Source organism: Novosphingobium sp. DS6-6 (genome assembly GCF_057784975.1).
In genome coordinates this window covers 22,507-40,822 of sequence record NZ_JBYNTS010000006.1, presented here as the reverse complement: position 1 = coordinate 40,822, position 18,316 = coordinate 22,507, and the positions used below count along the sequence as shown (strand labels likewise).

Annotated in this window: 19 protein-coding genes; 10 read left to right on the top strand and 9 right to left on the bottom strand. The window is 65.7% G+C overall.

Annotation, left to right across the window (positions count from 1 at the left end; all coding sequences use genetic code 11):
• Position 1: 1 nt before the first annotated feature.
• Positions 2 to 190, bottom strand: coding sequence for a DUF1674 domain-containing protein (locus tag AC3EDY_RS08980; RefSeq protein ID WP_488572155.1), 189 nt, complete (start codon positions 188 to 190; stop codon positions 2 to 4).
• Positions 191 to 261: 71 nt separating this feature from the next.
• Here AC3EDY_RS08980 and AC3EDY_RS08975 point away from each other — a divergent pair, with 71 nt between their 5' ends.
• Together AC3EDY_RS08975 and AC3EDY_RS08970 are read left to right on the top strand one after the other, a co-directional pair.
• Positions 262 to 1,548: an RsmB/NOP family class I SAM-dependent RNA methyltransferase gene (locus AC3EDY_RS08975; protein WP_488572154.1), complete on the top strand. Its 1,287-nt coding sequence runs from the start codon at positions 262 to 264 to the stop codon at positions 1,546 to 1,548.
• Between the two features lie 56 nt (positions 1,549 to 1,604).
• On the top strand, positions 1,605 to 2,594 hold the full coding sequence (locus tag AC3EDY_RS08970) for a cation diffusion facilitator family transporter (protein WP_488572153.1): 990 nt from the start codon (positions 1,605 to 1,607) through the stop codon (positions 2,592 to 2,594).
• Positions 2,595 to 2,598: 4 nt separating this feature from the next.
• On the opposite strand, the gene AC3EDY_RS08965 is transcribed toward AC3EDY_RS08970, so the two are convergent.
• Positions 2,599 to 2,796, bottom strand: a complete 198-nt coding sequence (locus tag AC3EDY_RS08965; protein ID WP_488572152.1) for a hypothetical protein — start codon at positions 2,794 to 2,796, stop codon at positions 2,599 to 2,601.
• 48 nt (positions 2,797 to 2,844) lie between these two features.
• Positions 2,845 to 3,174: a hypothetical protein gene (locus tag AC3EDY_RS08960; protein ID WP_488572151.1), complete on the bottom strand. Its 330-nt coding sequence runs from the start codon at positions 3,172 to 3,174 to the stop codon at positions 2,845 to 2,847.
• Between the two features lie 220 nt (positions 3,175 to 3,394).
• Between AC3EDY_RS08960 and AC3EDY_RS08955 the strand changes: the two genes are divergently transcribed.
• The 4 genes from AC3EDY_RS08955 to metH are packed head-to-tail and all read left to right on the top strand — an operon-like array spanning position 3,395 to position 9,103.
• Positions 3,395 to 4,474, top strand: coding sequence for an ArsR/SmtB family transcription factor (locus tag AC3EDY_RS08955; protein WP_488572150.1), 1,080 nt, complete (start codon positions 3,395 to 3,397; stop codon positions 4,472 to 4,474).
• A 5-nt stretch (positions 4,475 to 4,479) separates the two neighbouring features.
• Positions 4,480 to 5,421 (top strand): methylenetetrahydrofolate reductase [NAD(P)H], encoded by a 942-nt coding sequence (gene metF, locus AC3EDY_RS08950; protein WP_488572149.1) that lies wholly within the window; start codon positions 4,480 to 4,482, stop codon positions 5,419 to 5,421.
• Complete coding sequence (locus tag AC3EDY_RS08945; protein WP_488572148.1) at positions 5,418 to 6,482, top strand: homocysteine S-methyltransferase family protein; 1,065 nt, start codon at positions 5,418 to 5,420, stop codon at positions 6,480 to 6,482. Before metF ends, AC3EDY_RS08945 begins: the two co-directional genes overlap by 4 nt.
• Entirely contained in the window at positions 6,482 to 9,103 is a 2,622-nt protein-coding gene (gene metH / locus AC3EDY_RS08940) for a methionine synthase (RefSeq protein WP_488572147.1), read from the top strand. The genes AC3EDY_RS08945 and metH overlap by 1 nt, the downstream gene beginning before the upstream one ends.
• 112 nt (positions 9,104 to 9,215) lie before the next feature.
• Here the strand turns inward: metH and AC3EDY_RS08935 are convergent, their stop codons facing one another.
• Together AC3EDY_RS08935 and aroC are read right to left on the bottom strand one after the other, a co-directional pair.
• The gene (locus AC3EDY_RS08935; protein ID WP_488572146.1) at positions 9,216 to 11,117 is read right to left on the bottom strand and encodes an isoaspartyl peptidase/L-asparaginase; all 1,902 of its coding nucleotides are present in this window, start codon (positions 11,115 to 11,117) and stop codon (positions 9,216 to 9,218) included.
• Between the two features lie 167 nt (positions 11,118 to 11,284).
• Positions 11,285 to 12,364 (bottom strand): chorismate synthase, encoded by a 1,080-nt coding sequence (gene aroC, locus AC3EDY_RS08930; RefSeq protein WP_488572145.1) that lies wholly within the window; start codon positions 12,362 to 12,364, stop codon positions 11,285 to 11,287.
• Positions 12,365 to 12,438: 74 nt separating this feature from the next.
• Between aroC and AC3EDY_RS08925 the strand changes: the two genes are divergently transcribed.
• Positions 12,439 to 12,750, top strand: a complete 312-nt coding sequence (locus AC3EDY_RS08925) for an antibiotic biosynthesis monooxygenase family protein (RefSeq protein ID WP_488572144.1) — start codon at positions 12,439 to 12,441, stop codon at positions 12,748 to 12,750.
• 121 nt (positions 12,751 to 12,871) lie between these two features.
• Here the strand turns inward: AC3EDY_RS08925 and AC3EDY_RS08920 are convergent, their stop codons facing one another.
• Positions 12,872 to 13,789 (bottom strand): alpha/beta hydrolase, encoded by a 918-nt coding sequence (locus tag AC3EDY_RS08920; RefSeq protein WP_488572143.1) that lies wholly within the window; start codon positions 13,787 to 13,789, stop codon positions 12,872 to 12,874.
• A gap of 46 nt (positions 13,790 to 13,835) precedes the next feature.
• On the opposite strand from AC3EDY_RS08920, the gene AC3EDY_RS08915 reads away from it, so the two are divergent.
• Both AC3EDY_RS08915 and AC3EDY_RS08910 read left to right on the top strand, forming a co-directional pair.
• Positions 13,836 to 14,459 (top strand): TetR/AcrR family transcriptional regulator, encoded by a 624-nt coding sequence (locus AC3EDY_RS08915; protein ID WP_488572142.1) that lies wholly within the window; start codon positions 13,836 to 13,838, stop codon positions 14,457 to 14,459.
• A 53-nt stretch (positions 14,460 to 14,512) separates the two neighbouring features.
• A complete protein-coding gene (locus tag AC3EDY_RS08910) occupies positions 14,513 to 14,869 on the top strand; it encodes an arsenate reductase (RefSeq protein ID WP_488572141.1) in 357 nt (118 codons plus the stop codon).
• Here AC3EDY_RS08910 and ubiG read toward each other — a convergent pair.
• A complete protein-coding gene (ubiG, locus tag AC3EDY_RS08905) occupies positions 14,856 to 15,596 on the bottom strand; it encodes a bifunctional 2-polyprenyl-6-hydroxyphenol methylase/3-demethylubiquinol 3-O-methyltransferase UbiG (RefSeq protein ID WP_488572140.1) in 741 nt (246 codons plus the stop codon). The two genes, AC3EDY_RS08910 and ubiG, sit on opposite strands and share 14 nt — an antisense overlap.
• 88 nt (positions 15,597 to 15,684) lie before the next feature.
• On the opposite strand from ubiG, the gene AC3EDY_RS08900 reads away from it, so the two are divergent.
• On the top strand, positions 15,685 to 16,941 hold the full coding sequence (locus AC3EDY_RS08900) for an aspartate kinase (RefSeq protein ID WP_488572139.1): 1,257 nt from the start codon (positions 15,685 to 15,687) through the stop codon (positions 16,939 to 16,941).
• Between the two features lie 57 nt (positions 16,942 to 16,998).
• On the opposite strand, the gene AC3EDY_RS08895 is transcribed toward AC3EDY_RS08900, so the two are convergent.
• The gene (locus AC3EDY_RS08895; protein ID WP_488572138.1) at positions 16,999 to 17,337 is read right to left on the bottom strand and encodes a hypothetical protein; all 339 of its coding nucleotides are present in this window, start codon (positions 17,335 to 17,337) and stop codon (positions 16,999 to 17,001) included.
• Positions 17,337 to 18,161 (bottom strand): GntR family transcriptional regulator, encoded by an 825-nt coding sequence (locus AC3EDY_RS08890; RefSeq protein ID WP_488572137.1) that lies wholly within the window; start codon positions 18,159 to 18,161, stop codon positions 17,337 to 17,339. The genes AC3EDY_RS08895 and AC3EDY_RS08890 overlap by 1 nt, the downstream gene beginning before the upstream one ends.
• Between the last annotated feature and the right edge of the window lie 155 nt (positions 18,162 to 18,316).

Sequence of the window (18,316 nt, the reverse complement as noted above, 5' to 3'; positions counted from 1 at the left end):
TTCAGAAATCGATTGCGATACCGTTCTTTTCCCAGTCGCCATAGCGGGTGGGGTCGATCCCGTCGGGGTCGTCACCCCGTTCCACCGCGCGCGGCGGCGGGGCAGGGGCATCTGTCCAGTGGGCGGGCTTGGCAAAAGGCGCCGGGCGCTGCGTCGCGCGTTGCCGATTGGCGGGAAGCGGCTTGTCCATCCCCCAGCCATGCGCCTTTGCCGCCGTGCGCGCAATTGCCAAATGGGACATAAGCAGCGATAGGCGCGGGGATGGCAAGACCGCACCAGGCAACCCCGCAAGCAACGGCGCAGGTAGAGGAATCGCCCGGCGTGCCCGCGCGCCGCGCCTCGCTGCGCCTGCTCGATGCCGTGCTGCGGCGGGGCGAGTCGCTGGATCAGGCCGCGCCCCCGGTTCTGCGCGCGATCGCACGGGCCGATGATCGTGCCCTGACCATGGCGACAGTGCAGGAGGCTTTGCGCTGGCTGCCCGATCTCGACGCGCTGATCGACAGCGCCACGCGGACCGTGCTGCCGGAAGACGCCAAAGCGCGGGCGGTTTTGCAACTGATGCTGGCGCAGGCCTTGCGGCTTGACCTGCCGCCCCATGCGGTGATCGCCACCGGCCTGCCGCTGCTTGCCGGCGGGCCGCGCCGTTTGGCCCATGGTGTGTTTTCCGCCCTGCTAAAGCGGCACGCCGCCCTGCCTGACGTGCCCACCCTGCCCGCCGCGGTTGCCGCCCGCTGGGATGCGGCCTGGCCCGGCCGACTTGGCGCGATAGCCGCCGGCATCGCCACGCCGCCGCCGCTCGATCTTGCCCTGCGCGATCCGGCGCAGACGGCGGAATGGGCCGAGCGGCTGGGCGGCGTTTCGCTGATGCCGGGCCATGTGCGCGTGCCGCGCGGGCAGGCGGTGGAAAGCCTGCCCGGTTTCGCGCAAGGGTCCTGGTGGGTGCAGGACCTGGCGGCCGGCCTGCCCGCCCGGTTGCTCGGCGCAGGGAACGGACGCCGCGTGCTGGATCTGTGCGCTGCGCCGGGCGGCAAGACCATGCAACTGGCGGCGGCCGGCTGGCGGGTCACCGCCCTCGACAAATCCGCCCGCCGGCTCGAGCGGCTGTCCGCCAACCTTGCCCGGACGGGGCTTGCCGCAGAGGTGGTGCAGGGCGCCATTCTGCAATGGCAGCCCGAAGCGCCTTTTGATGCCGTGCTGCTCGATGCGCCGTGCAGCGCCACGGGCACGTGCCGGCGTCATCCCGACGTGCTGCACCGCCCGGCCGCGATCGACGAACTGGCGCAACTGCAGGCGCAGATGCTGGCTCGCGCCGGGGAATGGCTCCAACCGGGCGGCACTCTGGTATACGCCACGTGTTCGCTCGAACCGGAAGAGGGCGAGGCGCGGGCCGCCGCCTTTGCCGCCTTGGCGCCCGCGCCGGTCACGCCCGGCGAATTGCCGGCCGGCATTGTCCCCACGGCGCAAGGCTGGCTGCGCAGCGACCCGGGCATGCTGGCCGAGGCGGGCGGGATCGACGGGTTCTTTGCCGCGCGATGGGCCAGGGTCTGATCGGCGTGTCCGGCAATTCGTTTTGCCTGAAGGCCGTTTCCCGGTAAGCCCGCGTCATGTCTGCCCACCGCCATCACCATCATGATCACGTTTCGCATGCTCACGCCCATCATGATCATGCGGGCGATCATGGGCATAACGATCATGGACATCATCACCACGGGCCGGGCCATTCGCACGCCCCGGCAAGCTTTGGCCGCGCGTTTGCCCTTGGTATTGCGCTCAATGCGGGGTTCGTGCTGATCGAGGGCGGCTATGGCATCGCCAGCGGGTCCATGGCCCTGGTAGCCGATGCCGGGCACAACCTGTCGGATGTGCTCAGCCTGGCCATGGCCTGGGGCGCCAGCCTGCTTTCGGCTCGTCCGCCCCGGGGACGCTTCACATATGGCTTCAAGTCCAGCTCCATCCTGGCGGCGCTGGGCAATGCGGCGCTGCTGCTGGTGGCATTGGGCGCCATCCTGGTGGAAAGCGTGCGCCGGCTGCTGCAACCCGAAGCGGTCGAACCGGGCATGGTGATGATCGTGGCCGCGATCGGCATCGTCATCAACACGTTTACCGCGCTCTTGTTCATGCGCGGCAGCAAGCACGACATCAACCTGCGCGGCGCCTATCTGCACATGGCCGCCGATGCCGCCGTTTCGGCCGGAGTCGTGCTGGCGGGCCTTGCCATCGCGCTTACCGGCTGGGTCTGGATCGATCCGGTCACCAGTCTGGCGATCGTGGTGGTAATCGCGGTGGGCACCTGGGGCCTGGCACGCGATTCGCTGAAACTGGGGCTCCAGGCCGTGCCACCCGGAATCGATCCGGCCAGCGTAGCAGCCGTGCTTGCCGCGATGCCGGGCGTCGCCCGCGTCCACGATCTGCACATCTGGCCGATGAGTACCGTCGAAACGGCACTGACCGCTCACCTCGTCATGCCTAGAGGCCACCCCGGCGATGCTTTTCTGGGCGAACTGGCGCACCGCCTGGATCACGAATTCGGCATCGGCCATGTCACCATTCAGGTGGAAACCGACGATTGCGGGGGCTGTTCGCTCCGGGCCTGAACGTTCAGGGTGCGGCTTGGGTCTCCTCGGCCGGTGCCGTGGCATCGACCAGCGGCGGCGGCGCCGGGCGGCTGTCGAGCATGGCGGCCGCTTCGTCCAGCGCGCGTGCTTCGCCGCGGGTCACCCCGCCGGGGCCCGGGTCGCTGTCCTGCTGGCAGGCGCCAAGCAACAGCGGCAGCGCAAGGATCAGGAAGTTGCGCATGATCGGGGGCGCGAAAGGGCCGGGGCCGTCTTTCGCGCCGCGTTCCTTTTACATCTTGGGGTTGGTCGCGGCGGCGCCATTGGCACCATCGGCCTCGGCCGCAGCCGCGGCAGCCTTGGCCGCATCGGCGGCAGCGGCGGCATTGTCAGCCGCGCTGCGGGCGGCGTCTTCGGGCGTCTGGGCGGCGGCGCTGGTATCGGCTGCCGGGGCATCGACCGGCGCTGGCGCGGCGGCAGAAACGTCGGTGGCCGGCAGATCGTCGGCCGGCATTTCCACGTTGTCGGGCGTCGCTTCCGTCGAGGCATCGTCCGAACGGCCGCAGGCGGCAAGCGAAAGTGCGGCGGCGCCCAGAACGGCGATGGGGAAGAGCTTCTTCATCGTGGGTTTCCTTGTTCTTTCCATTGGCGCATGGCCGATCCTACTTTGCCGGTATTATCGGCGTGCCCGCGCCAAGCCAATCGCAAACTTGGCGGGGCCTTGGTATCCTGCGATAAGACAGCATCGATCCGGGACATCCGTCGGATGAAGCTGGCCTATCATATAAAGAAGTCTTTATACGAATTGACCTATATAAAGAATTCTTTATATCTGAATGTCGATGAACCTGCTCGAATCCCTTCGCGCCCTGGCGGATCCCACCCGTCTGCGCATCATGCGGCTTTTGGCCAGCATGGAACTGGCCGTGGGGGAACTGGCGCAGGTCTTGGGGCAAAGCCAGCCGCGGGTTTCGCGCCATGTCAAGATCCTTTGCGATGCTGCGCTGGCCAAGCGCAGGCGCGAGGGGGGATGGGTGTTCCTGCGCGCAGCGATTGCCGAAGAGACGGCCCAGCGCGGCAGGCCGTCGGCGCTCGGCACCGCGCTGGCCCGCGCGCTTGCCGCGGCAGAGGCGGAAGACGATGATTTTGCCCGGCAGGTGCGCGAAGATCGCCAGCATCTGGATGCGATCCGCGCCGCGCGCGAAGCCAGTGCGGCCGAATATTTCGCCCGTCATGCCGCCGATTGGGATCGGTTGCGCAGCCTGCATATTGCGGACGGGCCGGTGGAAGCGGCGCTGCTCGCCATGCTCGATCACACGGGCCAAGATAACACAGGCCAAAATAACACAGGCCAGGACGACACGGGCCAGAATGACATGGGCGGGGGCGCGGCGCTGGGCCAGCTGCTGGACGTCGGCACCGGCACCGGGCGCATTGCCGAATTGCTGGCCCCGCGGGCCGCGCATGTGACGGCGCTGGACAAGAGCCCCGAGATGCTGCGCCTGGCCCGCGCCCGGCTTCAGGGCCTGCCCGCCGGTCAGGTCGATCTGGTACAGGCCGATTTCCTGTCCTTGCCCTTTGCCGCCGGCGCTTTCGATACGGTGCTGTTCCACCAGGTTCTGCACTATGCCCTGGCCCCCGAAGCCGTGCTGGCCGAAGCAGCCCGCGTCACCGCGCCGGGCGGGCGCATCGCGGTGGTCGATTTCGCCGCCCACGACCGGGAAGACTTGCGCCTGGCGCATGCCCACGCGCGTCTCGGCTTTTCCGACGCGCAGATGGCCAAGCTGCTGGCCGATGCCGGCTTTGCCCCGCTGGCCGAACGCGCGCTGGCCGGGCATGAACTGATCGTCAAGCTGTGGATCGCGCGCCGTGGCGAAGCCGCCGCACGCGCACCGCTTGTTTCCGCCCTTGCCAAGAGTTGAAAACCATGACCGGCTATGACCAGCTGCGCGAGGCGCGCACGGCACTCGATACCCCGCTTTTCGCCGGCCTGCCCGGGGACATCCGGGTAAGCTTCGAATTCTTCCCGCCCAAGACCGAAACCTTGATGGCGCAGCTGTGGGACGTGGTGCAGACGCTGGCACCGCTGCAGCCCGAATTCGTTTCGGTCACTTATGGCGCGGGCGGCTCCACGCGCGATCGCACGCACGATACGGTGGCTCGCATCATCCGCGAAGCACGCCTGCCGGCTGCCGCGCATCTCACCTGCGTCGATGCCGCCAAGCGGGAAATCCAGGCCGTGGCCGAGGCTTATTGGGAAGCGGGCGTGCGCCACATCGTGGCTTTGCGCGGCGACATGGGCGCGCCCGGCGTTCCCTTTACCCCGCATCCCGATGGCTATGCCAATGCTGCCGAACTGGTTGCCGGGCTCAAGGCAATTGCCCCGTTCGATATTTCCGTGGCCGCCTATCCCGAATCTCATCCGGATTCGCCCGATAGCCAGGCCGATATCGACAATCTCAAGCGCAAGCTTGACGCAGGCGCATCGCGCGCGATCACGCAGTTCTTTTTCGAACCCGAAACGTTCTTCCGTTTCCAGGACAGGCTGGCCGCCGCCGGGATCGATGCGCCCGTGCTGCCGGGCATCCTGCCGGTTTCGAACTTTGCCCAGACGCGCAAGTTTGCCCAGGCTTGTGGCGCGGCCCTGCCGGGCTGGCTGGAAAGCCTGTTCGCCGGGCTGGACACGCATCCGGCCTCGCGCCAGCTGGTGGCGGCGACGGTGGCAGCCGAGTTCTGCCGCCGCCTCTATGCCGGGGGGGTGCGCGATTTCCATTTCTATACGCTCAACCGTGCAGAGCTGAGCTATGCGATCTGCCACTTGCTGGGCCGCCGCCCGCAAGGCGCGGCCGGGCTGGAGAACGCGGCATGACCGTGCCGGCCCCCAGTGTCGCACGCATCGCGCTGCTCGAGGCCGCCCGGCAGCGCATTCTCGTCACCGATGGCGCATTCGGCACGGAAATCCAGAACCGCAAGCTGACGGAAAGCGACTATGCCGGCAGCCTTGGCCTGACTCACGATCAAAAGGGCAACAACGACATTCTCGCGCTGACCCGGCCCGACGTACCCGAGGCGATTCACCGCGCTTACTTCGCGGCCGGCGCCGACATTGCGGAAACCAATACCTTTTCGGCCAATCGCATCAGCCAGGCCGATTACGGTGCAGAGCACCTGGTACACGCGATCAACCTCGAGTCCGCGCGCCTCGCCCGCCGCGTGGCCGATGAGTTCGCCGCCGCCGACGGGCGCCCCCGGTTCGTCGCAGGCGCCATCGGCCCCACCAACAAGACCCTGTCGCTGTCACCCGATGTCAACGATCCCGGCTATCGGGAGATTGACTGGGATTTCCTGGTCGATGTCTATCGCGAGCAGGCCGAGGCCCTGGTCGAAGGCGGCGCCGATTTCATCCTCGTGGAAACGGTGTTCGACACTCTCAATTGCAAGGCCGCGATCATGGCGGTCAAGCAGCTGGAACGGCAGCTGGGCCGCGAAGTGCCGATCATGCTGTCGATGACTCTGACCGATCTTTCCGGCCGCAATCTTTCCGGTCATACGGTGGAAGCATTCTGGTATGCCGTCCGCCATGCCCGGCCGGTGACGGTGGGGCTCAACTGCTCGTTCGGCGCCACCCAGTTGCGCCCTCATGTCAAGGCGCTGGCCGAAATCGCCGATACGCTGATCATGGTCTATCCCAATGCGGGCCTGCCCAACGAGTTGGGCCAGTATGACGAAGAACCCGATACCACCGCCGCTCTGGTGGGCGAATGGGCCGTTGCCGGCCAGGTCAACGTTCTCGGTGGCTGCTGCGGCTCCACCCCGGCGCATATCGCGGCAATGGCGCGCAAGGTGGCGGGTCTGCCACCGCGCCGGATAGCACGGCCCGATCCGCTTACCCGCCTTGCCGGGCTCGAACCTTTTGTGATGACAAGGTAATGACTGACACCAGCAATTCCGGCGCCCGCTTCGTCAACGTGGGCGAGCGCACCAACGTCACCGGCTCGGCCGCGTTCAAGAAGCTGATCCTGGCGGGCGATTATGCCAAAGCGGTGGAAGTGGCCCGCCAGCAGGTGGAAAACGGCGCTCAGGTGATCGACGTCAACATGGACGAAGGCCTGCTCGACGCGGTCGAGGCCATGACCACCTATCTCAAGCTGATCGCCGCCGAGCCCGACATCGCCCGCGTGCCGGTGATGATCGACAGTTCCAAGTGGGACGTGATCGAGGCCGGCCTCAAGTGCGTTTCGGGCAAGCCGATCGTCAATTCGATCTCGATGAAAGAAGGCGAGGACGCTTTTCTGCACTATGCGCGCCTGTGCATGGATTATGGCGCCGCCGTGGTGGTCATGGCGTTCGACGAAAAGGGCCAGGCCGATACCCGCGATCGCAAGGTGGATATCTGCTGCCGGGCCTATGATCTCCTGATGGGCATCGGCTTTCCGCCGGAAGACGTCATTTTCGATCCCAACGTCTTTGCCGTTGCCACGGGCATCGAAGAACATGATCGCTACGCACTCGATTTCATCGAGGCGACGCGCGAAATCAAGGCGCGCTGCCCGCACGTGCATATCTCGGGCGGCCTGTCCAACCTGTCATTCAGTTTCCGCGGCAACGAGATCGTTCGCCGGGCGATGCATTCGGTGTTCCTCTATCACGCGATTCCCGCCGGGATGGACATGGCCATCGTCAACGCCGGCCAACTCGACATCTACGACCAGATCGACCCGGTCTTGCGCGAAGCGTGCGAGGATGTGCTGCTGATGCGCCATCCCGACGCGACCGAACGCCTCATCGGGCTGGCCGAAAGCTTCAAAGGCAAGGATAAAGCGGCCGAAAAGGCGGCGGAGGAATGGCGCGGGTGGGACGTCGTGCGCCGCCTTGAACATGCGCTCGTCAAAGGCCTCGATCAGCACATCGTCGACGATACGGAGGAAGCCCGCGCGATGATCGCGGCACGCGGGGGGCGCCCGATCGAAGTGATCGAAGGCCCGCTGATGCAGGGCATGAACACGGTGGGCGACCTTTTCGGCTCGGGCAAGATGTTCCTGCCGCAGGTGGTCAAATCGGCGCGGGTGATGAAAAAGGCCGTGGCCCATCTCATTCCCTTTATCGAGGCGGGCAAGGACGCGGGCGCCAAGGCCAAGGGCCGTATCGTGATGGCTACGGTCAAGGGCGACGTCCATGATATCGGCAAGAATATCGTCGGCGTCGTGCTGCAATGCAACGGCTATGAAGTGATCGACCTGGGCGTCATGGTGCCCTGGGCCACGATTCTCGATGTCGCGCAAAAGGAAGGGGCCGACATGATCGGTCTTTCCGGCCTGATCACGCCTTCGCTTGACGAGATGGTGACGGTGGCCGAGGAGATGCAGCGCGCGGAAATGGCCATTCCGCTGCTGATCGGGGGGGCTACCACCAGCAAGGTGCACACCGCGCTGCGCATCGATCCTGCCTATGACGGGCCGGTCGTGCATGTGCTTGACGCCAGCCGCGCGGTGGGCGTCGCTAGCCAGCTCTTGTCCGATACCCAGGCCGAAGGCTTCATCGCCGCCACGGCGGACGAATACCAGCACATCCGCGAAGCGCGCGCGGGCAAAGGCGGGTCAAAGCTGCTGTCGATCGAAGAGGCCCGCGCCAACGCCTTCGTGGCGGAATTCGCGCACAAGCCGGCACCGCCGGCGCAGCCGGGGTTGCATGTATTCCCGCATTGGGACCTGGCCGATCTGGTATCGTGTTTCGACTGGACACCGTTCTTCCGCGCCTGGGAACTGGCCGGCACCTATCCAGCTATTCTCGATGATGCCGTGGTTGGCGAAAGTGCGCGCGGGCTTTTTGCCGATGCCCAGGCGATGCTGGAGAAAATCGTTGCCGAAAAGTGGCTGACGGCCAGGGGCGTCTGCAGCTTCTGGCCGGTCGCGCGCCATGGCGACGACGTGGTGCTGCATCCCGGCGATGGCGCGCGCATGGTCCGCCTGCCGTTCCTGCGCCAGCAATTCGCCAAGAGCCGGGGCCGCGCCAACTTCTGCCTGGCCGATTTCATTGATCCGGCAGGCGATTGGCTGGGCGGCTTTGCCGTGGCGATCCATGGCATCGAGCCGCATCTGGCCCGCTTCAAGGCCGGCCACGACGATTATGCCGACATTCTGCTCAAAGCGCTCGCCGACCGTTTTGCCGAAGCTTTCGCCGAACGGCTGCATCAACACGTGCGCACCACGTTGTGGGGCTATGCTCCTGGCGAACAGTTGACCAACGAAGCGCTGATCCGCGAGGAATATCGCGGCATTCGCCCGGCGCCGGGCTATCCCGCCTGCCCGGACCACAGCCTCAAGCCGATCCTGTTCGATCTGCTGGATGCCCCGGGCAACGCCGGGATCACACTGACCGAAAGCCAGGCCATGCTGCCCACCGCGGCCGTATCGGGCTTTTACTTCGCCCACCCCGACAGCCAGTACTTCGGTGTCGCCACGATCGGGCGCGACCAGTTGGTCGATTATGCCATGCGGCGCGGGATCGACGTCGCTGCCGCCGAACGCTGGCTGCGCCCCAATCTGGATTGAGATCGGTTTCGGGAGGTTCTTCGTCCGCATCCCTGCCGCCACCCCGGGTCAGCCCCGGGTGGCGAAGGGAGTGACGGATTTGTTATTGCGCCAAATTCCGGAAGCGACACCATCAAGGATGGACCGGCTGCTCGTCGGCATAGATCGCCACTTCGGGCGGCTGCTTGCTGCTGATCGAACCGCGGAACATGCCCGCGGTGTTGAGGGCAAAGCCGACATGGCCCTCGCGGTCCATGGCGATCAACCCGCCGTCCCCACCGATCTCGCCGATGGCGTCGATCGTGTTCTGCGCTGCGTCGGCCACGTTCTCGCCGTGCCAGGCAATGCGGTCGCAGACCTGGCGGCCGGCCGATTGGCGGATGAAATATTCGCCGGTGCCGGTGGCCGAAACCGCGCAATCGCCATCGATGGCATAGGTGCCGGCGCCGATGATCGGCGAATCGCCGATCCGGCCCCAGCGCTTGCCGGTCAGCCCGCCGGTTGACGTGGCGGCGGCCAGGTGCCCGTGCACGTCGCGTGCGACCGCGCCCACCGTGCCATAGCGGTGTTCGGGCCGGGGCGTCGCGTCGAGCACGCGCGGTGACAGCGCGCCGACGTGCTCCTTCTTCCAATCGAGATAATCCTGCCAGCGCTTCTGCGTGAAGAAATAGGCGGGATCGACCTGTTCGATGCCTTGTTCCCGGGCAAACTGGTCCGCCCCGGCGCCGGCCAGCAGCACGTGGCGTGAATGCTCCATCACGGCGCGGGCCACGCGGACCGGATTCCGGGTGGTGGTCAGCGCCGCCACGGCGCCCGCTTCCCCGGTGCTGCCGTCCATGATCGCCGCATCGAGCTGGTTCTTACCCTCCGCGTCGAACACGGCGCCACGCCCGGCATTGAACTGGGGATCGTCTTCCAGCACGCGCACGGCTGCTTCCACCGCGTCAAGGCTCGATCCGCCGGCGCGCAACACGGCCGAACCCGCCGCCAGCGCGGCTTTGAGCCCGGCACGATAAGCCGCGTCCTCGGCCGGGGTGGTTTCCCCCCGCGGCGCGGCGCCGGCGCCCCCGTGAATCGCGAGGGACCAGCCGGCACCCGCCGAATAAGGCACGTTGGCCAGCCTGCCGGCCTTGACCGTGGCCGTGCCGGCAAATGCCGGGGCAGACACGGCGAACGTGGTCAGATCCAGCGTGCTGGCCGGGCCTATGGCGGTGATTTGAACGGCGGGCCAGTCCAGCGGCTGGCCCGGTCGGGCGCCCGGCTGCCCCTGGGGCTGCACCAGCCAGGCATAAGTGCCGGCCGGACCTTTCAGTCGCGCAACGCCGTGTCCGTCGACGATCAGCGCGGCCCCTTCGTCAACGCCCAGGCCAAGGGCTGCGGTGTCGGCGGTGGAGGCTCTGGTCTTGGCAACGAAAGCGATCAGCCGGCCCAGCCGGTCTCGCCCGGTGAAATGGGTATCGGTGATCACGTGGGCCATGCGCGGCAGATGCAGAAAATCATCCACCATGGTCACGCCGGCGCCCAGCGGATCGCGCAGCGCGGCGCCCGAGGTGATGCTGCCGGCATCCAGCGCGCCATAGGCATGGCCGCCCAGAATGGCGAGGCCGGCGCTGGTGCCGCCGATCGGGCGGCCGCTGGCAACGTGCCTGTCGAGCGCGGCGGACAGCGGCGTGCCCTGCCAGAACCGGACATAGCGGGCCTGATCGCCCCCGGCGATATAGATGCCGTCGGCCTGGGCCACGGCCTTGAGCACCGCCGGATCGCTGGCCGCCTTGCGATCGTCGAACACGAAGGTTTCGACCGAGACGAGGCCGCCGATGCGACGCATGAATTCGTCGCCGGTTTCCCCCGCACCCGATGCACGCAAGACAACGATATGGCCGTTTCCGGCCTGCGCGGCGAACCAGCGAAAGGCCTCGCTATCCCATTCGCCACCGCCAGCCAGCAGCATGCCGGGGGAAACCTTGCCGGGTGTCGGCGCCGTCGGGTTGCCTGCCACATAGCGCGTATAGCCCGCTGGCGTTGCCCAAGCCATTCCACCCGCCGTTGCGAGCATGCCGGCGACCGCGATCAAACCCTTGCGCCAAAAATGCATTCTATCTGCCTTGGTTGTCCGTTCTTTCGGCCAAGCTAGCCGCTAATGGGCCATCGCGCCATGGCTGTCTGTCCGGCGGCGCAGGTTCCTCTGACGGGTGGACCCCGTCAGCCGCACTGCCCGCGATGCAGCAGTTTCTGGTCGGCAAGCACCAGCCCCATCATCGCCTCGACCACGGGCACGCCGCGAATGCCCACGCAAGGATCGTGGCGGCCTTTCGTCAGCAGGTCCGTCGCCTCGCCTGTGCGGGTTACCGTGGGCATGGGGGTGAGGATGGACGAGGTCGGCTTGAACGCGACCCGCACGGTCACCGGCTGGCCGGTGGAAATGCCTCCGGTAATGCCCCCGGCGTGATTGGTCAGGAAAACAGGCCCGTCATTGCCGCCATCGGTGCGCGGGCGCATCGGATCGGCATTGCCTTCGCCGGTGTTGGCCGCGGCGGCAAACCCGTCGCCGATCTCCACGCCCTTGACCGCGTTGATCCCCATCATCGCGTGGGCCAGTTCCGCGTCCAGCTTGGCATAGAGCGGCGCGCCCCATCCGGCCGGCACGCCCGTGGCGACGCATTCGACCACCGCGCCCAGCGAGGAGCCGGACTTGCGCGCCTCGTCCACCAGGCTCTCCCAGCGTGCCGCGGCCTGGGCGTCGGGGCAGAAGAACGGGTTCTGCCCGATCTGTGCGGCATCGAAACGGGCCCTGTCGATGGCATCGCCGCCGATCGCGCTGACCCAGGCCAGAATCGTCACTTCGGGAATCACCAGCCGCGCCACCGCGCCCGCCGCCACCCGCGCGGCGGTTTCGCGGGCCGAAGAACGCCCACCGCCGCGATAGTCGCGAAAGCCGTACTTGGCATCATAGGCATAGTCGGCATGGCCGGGACGATAGGCCTTGGCGACCTCGGAATAGTCCTTCGATCGCTGGTCGGTGTTCTCGATCATCAGGCTGATCGGCGTGCCGGTGGTGCGCCCCTCGAACACGCCCGAAAGGATCCTCACCTGGTCGGGTTCCCGCCGCTGCGTGGTAAAGCGCGATTGGCCCGGCCGCCGCGCATCCAGATAGGGCTGGATCACCCCTTCATCGATCGCCAGCCCCGGCGGGCAGCCATCGACCACCGCGCCCAGCGCCGGCCCGTGGCTTTCCCCCCAGGTGGTGAAACGGAACAGATGTCCGAAGGAATTGATGCTCATGGGCCAAGCGCTCTGTCGCATGGCGGGGCAAATGTCCACTGGCCGATGGCGGTGCGCGGCTTTATGGCGGCGCCATGTATCTCGTCGTCTTTCGCAATCGCAAGCATCCCGGCATCGATGCCGCCGCCTATGCCGCCGATGCCCAGGCGATGGAGGACCTGGCCCGCCGCCAGCCCGGTTTCCGCAGCTTCAAATCCTATGCGGCCGAAGATGGCGAAGTGATTGCCCTTTCGGAATGGGACAGCGAAGCGGCCGCCCGCGCCTGGCGCGCCCAGGCCGATCACGCCCAGGTGCAGGGCCGCGGTCGGGCGGAATACTATGAAAGTTACACCCTCTTTGCCGGCACCCCGAGCCGCATCCATCATTTCATGCGAAAAGAGGCCTGAGCCGGGGGGGTATCCCAGATTGCGAGAAATCTGGCAGGGTGTTGGCGCAGAAATCAATTGGATGACCGCTTGCGGAGAGATTTGCCGAGATCGGGAATGGCTGGGATCGGGTGGATTCCGGTCAGGCAGTGACACTGGCGAGAAAGCTGGCGACCTGCTCATTCAGCTCGCTATAGGCCGGCTGCTCGATAGGTAGGTGGGAACCGTTACTCAGCTCCAAAAATCGCTTCTTCGCGTCAATCCGGTCGAAGGTGGCAAGGCTCATGGCAGTCGGAGTCCAAGCATCCGCACCGGGATGGATAAGCAGCAATGGGCAATCAAGCCTGAGCGACGGCGGCTCGTAGTCGCGCACTGTCCTGAAGAACCGGATCGGCTTCCAACTGGTGCCTATGAGCGGATCGGCAGAAAAATATTCTGCCATATGCCGGTTCGCACTCATTGTATCGAGCGGCGCTGCAAGGCTTAGCGGGAGCTTGATGCGGTCCACCAGACCCGGCACGAGCACCATACCCAACAAGCTGACGCGGCCAAGCCAGGGCCAACGGGCGACCTTTACGAAGTGCCGATCCACTGAAGCGTCGAGCAGGGTTGTCGCGACGACCCCGGCAACGTTGTCGCTATGCTGGGCTGCAAAGACCGCCGTCAGTCCGCCGAGTGAGAGACCCATGAGAACGACTGGTGCGTCCTGTGCATTGGCAAGTTCGGCAATGACCCGCGGCCACTCCGCATAGTTCCAATCGAAGGTTGGCGAGGGTTCGGTCAAGCCGAACCCTGGAAGGTCCGGGGCCAGGACACGCCATCCCTGCCTTGCAATCGGTTCGGCGAAAGGGGCGAGGATTCGCCCGTTGCCACCGCCGCCATGCACAAGAATGACGGTTCCGCGAGTTGACCCCGAGGCAGGCCATTCGTCTGTCCGCAGGCGGTGTCCACGGATTTGCATGAGGCGCTCCGCCGGGGTCGTCTCCAATCGGATGCTGAATTCTTCGGCGAGGATGGCTCGGTAGGTCTTCCAGGAATCGAGTTCGGAAAAGGTCTGCATGAGGCAATTATTGAATATTTGCTGAGTTTATGAAACTCGGGTTAGCATGAAGGCGGAATGCAACTTCAGAAGCCGGAAGAAGGTCCCGCGACAGGCTATTCAGGTGCGTTCCCGAAACACCGTCGAGACCATCATTGAGGCCGCTACTCGGATTTTAGCGGACGGGGGATGGGCTGCCCTTAACACCAACGCGATCGCGCGGGTGGCGGGCGTGTCGATCGGATCGGTCTACGAGTATTTCGGGAACAAGCAGGCGATCCTTGACGTGATTCTAGACCGTCACCTTTCGAATGGTGAGGCGCGATTGGCAGGATTGGCCGGGCTCGCGTCCGAAAGCCTTGCGCTTGAAGAAATCGTCCGGCTGTTGGTCGACGGCTTCGTCGCCGTTCATTGCGACAGCCCTAGATTGCACCGGGTCCTTTCGGGAGAAGTGCCCCTTTCAGAGCGGCAACGTGACCGGATCGCTCAAATCCGCGCCCGGGCGATTGCGGTGCTTGCTGCTGTGCTGCAAGGGAAGGCGGAGCGCCCCGAACTCAAAGCCACGATGATGATCGATGCGGCTGATGCGCTGACCCACAGATGGTTCGTTGACGAGCATGGTAAGCCCGCACGACCAGATGATATGACGCGGGAGCTGCAAAAGATGCTGAGCTACTATATCTCCGCATGAGGCAGGTTCGGCGCCTCCAATTGCGGATGTCCAAGGCATAATAAGGTTTTACAATGTCTTATATCAAACTTTATGGCATTCCCAACTGCGATACCGTGAAAAAGGCGCGTGCCTGGCTCGATGGGCAAGGACTGGCCCATACGTTTCATGATTACAAGAAGCAGGGCGCCGATGCCGCGCAGGTGGCGGGCTGGGTGGCGCAGGCGGGGGTGGACATGGTGCTGAACAAGGCCGGCACCACGTTCCGCAAGCTGCCCGACGAGGACAAGGCTAATCTGACCGCCGACAAGGCCGTCGCGTTGATGGTGGCGCAGCCGTCGCTGATCCGGCGGCCGATCGTGGAGCACCCAAGCGGCCTGCTCGTGGGGTTCAAGCAGGCCGCTTGGGAAGCGTCGCTCAAGCCCGCGTGACAGTGACGATATAGTTCAGCGCCAGATCGTCGGACAGGTGCAGGCCTTTGGCAGGATGCCAGGCGATGCCCTGCGGGTTGCCCATCGTGAGGCCCGCCGCCTGGAGCAGATCGTGCAGTTCGAGCGGCATGACGAAATCGGCCCAATGGTGCGTGCCGCGTGGCACCATGCCCAGCCGCTCGGCCGCTTCCACCATCAGCAGGCGCGAGGCCGGGGTGCGGTTGGGGGTGGAAACGATCATCAGCCCGCCTTTGTCCAGCGTCGCGGCGAGGGCGGCAATGAATGCGGCCTTGTCGGCCACGTGCTCGATCACTTCGAGCGCGGTGACGAGATCGAACCCGGCAAGGCCCAGCGCTGCCAGCTCGCCATGGCGATAATCGATCGTCAGGCCCGCGCCGGCGGCATGATCACGCGCTGCGGCGACGTTTTCGGCCGCTGCGTCCACCGCCGTCACGCTGGCCCCCATCCGGCACAGCGGCTCGGCCAGAAGGCCGGCGCCGCAGCCCACGTCGAGCGCGCGGCGGCCCGCCAGCGGCCTGATCGCGCGCGGATCGGCGCCGAAATGGGCATCGATCGCGGCGCGGATGAACGTGAGGCGCACCGGATTGAGCCGGTGGAGCATGGCCGAACGGCCTTTCGGGTCCCACCAGTCGGCGGCCAGGCGCCCGAAATGGGCGGCTTCCCCGGGGCGGATCGTCGCGGCGTTCAAGGTGGTTGCATTGCTCATGCCACCTTTCTAAAGCGCCGCATCCGCGTGGTCCATGGGGCATGCGGGCAAGATTCTTTCTTTCGGCAGGCGAACAGGAGCACACGCGTTGGCCCGGATCGTGATGAAATTCGGCGGCACCTCGATGGCCGGAACCGAGCGAATCCGTCGGGTCGCGCGGATCGTCCAGCGCCAGCAGGCGGCGGGGCACGAAGTGGCCGTGGTCGTTTCGGCCATGGCGGGCGAGACTGATCGTCTGGTTAACTTCTGCCGCGAAGCCAGCGCGCTTTACGATCCGGCCGAATACGACGTGGTGGTGGCCAGCGGCGAACAGGTGACTTCGGGCCTTTTGGCCATGCATCTTCAGGCGCTGGGCAGCAAGGCCCGCTCGTGGCTGGGCTGGCAACTGCCGGTTCGCACCGACGATGCCTTTTCCAAGGCGCGCATCGAAAGCATCGATTCGGCCGAGCTGCTGGCGAGCATGGCCTCAGGCGAGATTGCCGTCATTCCCGGCTTCCAGGGCCTGGCCGAAGGCAACCGCGTCACCACCCTGGGGCGGGGCGGTTCGGATACCTCGGCGGTAGCGGTGGCGGCGGCGATCGGGGCCGATCGCTGCGACATCTATACCGACGTGGACGGCGTCTATACCACCGATCCGCGCATCGTGGCCAAGGCCCGCAAGCTCAAGGCCGTGACTTACGAAGAAATGCTGGAGCTGGCCTCGGTCGGCTCCAAGGTCCTGCAAACCCGCTCGGTCTCGCTCGCGATGAAAGAGAACGTGCGGGTGCAGGTGTTGTCATCGTTCATCGACGACGATGCCCCGGCGGCGGACACGATCCCGGGCACGATGATCGTCGCGGACGAGGAACTGGAAGGGTATGAAATGGAACGCCAGCTGATCACCGGCATCGCCGCCGACAAGAACGAGGCCAAGGTCACGCTGACCAGGATCGCCGATCGCCCCGGTGCCGTCGCTTCGATCTTTGCGCCGCTGGCCGACGCCAACATCAATGTTGACATGATCATCCAGAACATCGCCAAGGACAAGGGCGAGACGGATGTGACTTTTACCTGCCCGCAGGCAGACCTGGCCCGCACCCAGGCCTTGCTGGAAGACTGCAAGGACCAGATCGGCTGGTATCGCATGATCGCCGACAGCAAGGTGGCCAAAGTGTCCGTGGTGGGCGTGGGCATGCGCAGCCATGCCGGCGTTGCCAGCACGATGTTCAAGGCGCTGGCCGATCGCGGTATCAATATCCAGGCGATTTCCACCAGCGAAATCAAGGTTTCGGTGCTGATCGATGCCGACGAGGTGGAGCTGGCCGTGCGCATCCTCCACACTGCCTATGGGTTGGACGCGCAGTAAAAGGCGCATGATGGCCGGCAGGCGCCGTCGTTGGCAAGGGAAGGCGTCAGAGCGGGTTCAGCGCCCTTTCCTGGTGACCGTTGCAGTGAAGTCCGGGTCCTTGTTCGCCACCCAGTCCACGAACTTGCGGATCGGCGGATAGGCCAGTAGCGGCGCAACGTCGAGCCCGGCCCGCTGCAATTCGGAATTGGTGAAATTGGCGATCAGCGTCTGCTGGCAGATGCCGTGCATCGGCACAACGTCACGCCCGCCCCGGCTTTTGGGCACGGGGTGATGCCATACGATCACCGCGCCGGTCGGCCTGCCGCATAGCCAGCACGGGACGGCCGGGGGCGCTTCCGCGTCGGCCTCGGGCTCGTCGGCCCAACCGCCGCGCTTGGCATGCTTGCGGGCCATCAGAGGCTCAGCCGTTCCCAGTCCTGCATCAGGTCGGCGCAGTCCTTGATGTCTCCGGCAATGGCATCGTGCAGGCCCTGCTCGTCACCCTTGGCGATGGCCTTGGCCGCGGCCTGGTGATGATCGACCAGGAATGCAGTGCCATAACGGCCATAGACCACGCGCATGAACGGGCCGAACTGCATCCACAGGCTTTCGATCATGCGGTTGGCCAGCGGCATGGGGGCGGCGCCATAGATCAGCGAATGGAAGCGGAAGTTCGATTCCATGTAGGCGTTGACGTCGCCTTCGCCCAGGGCGGTGTCGGTCGCTTCGTCCGCCGCGCGGATTTCGCGCAGGCGCTCGGCATGGATGTGCGGCAGGGCGGCCACGGCGGCCACGGGTTCGAGCAAGGTGCGCAGGCGCATGATCTCGTCAAAGCGCTCCAGCGTCATCCTGGGCACCATCACCGCGCGTTTCGAGCGGATGTCGACCGCGCCTTCGGCGGCAATGCGGCTGAGCGCGTCGCGCACCGGCATCTGGCTGACGCCCATCTGCTGGGCCAGGCCGCGCGTGGAAATGCCCACGCCCGGCGCGATCTTGCCGGTGATAAGGCGATAGCGCAGGTCTTCATAGACCTGTTCGCGCAGTGACGAGCTGACTTCCGCTTCGTCCGCCTTGGCCGCGACCGCCATCGTCCTGGCAGCGCGAACCGTGCGCGCGGGCGATGCCTTGCCCGTGACAGCCTTGCCCGTCGCAGCCTTGCCCGTCGCAGCTTTGGCCGTCGCAGCCTTGCCGGCCGCCGCCTTTATCTGGCCCTTGGCGGTGGTGACGCCGATCTTCATGCCTGTCTTTTCCAAATCAACCTGTCGTCGTGCGGGCACATGGCGTGAAAGGGCAAAACCGTGATCTTGGATCAAGCCGTGCTGCTGGCAACCGTGATGAACGTTTTGCGCGCCAACGCCAAGGGTTTTCATTGACGCCTGTTACGCGCAGCCAT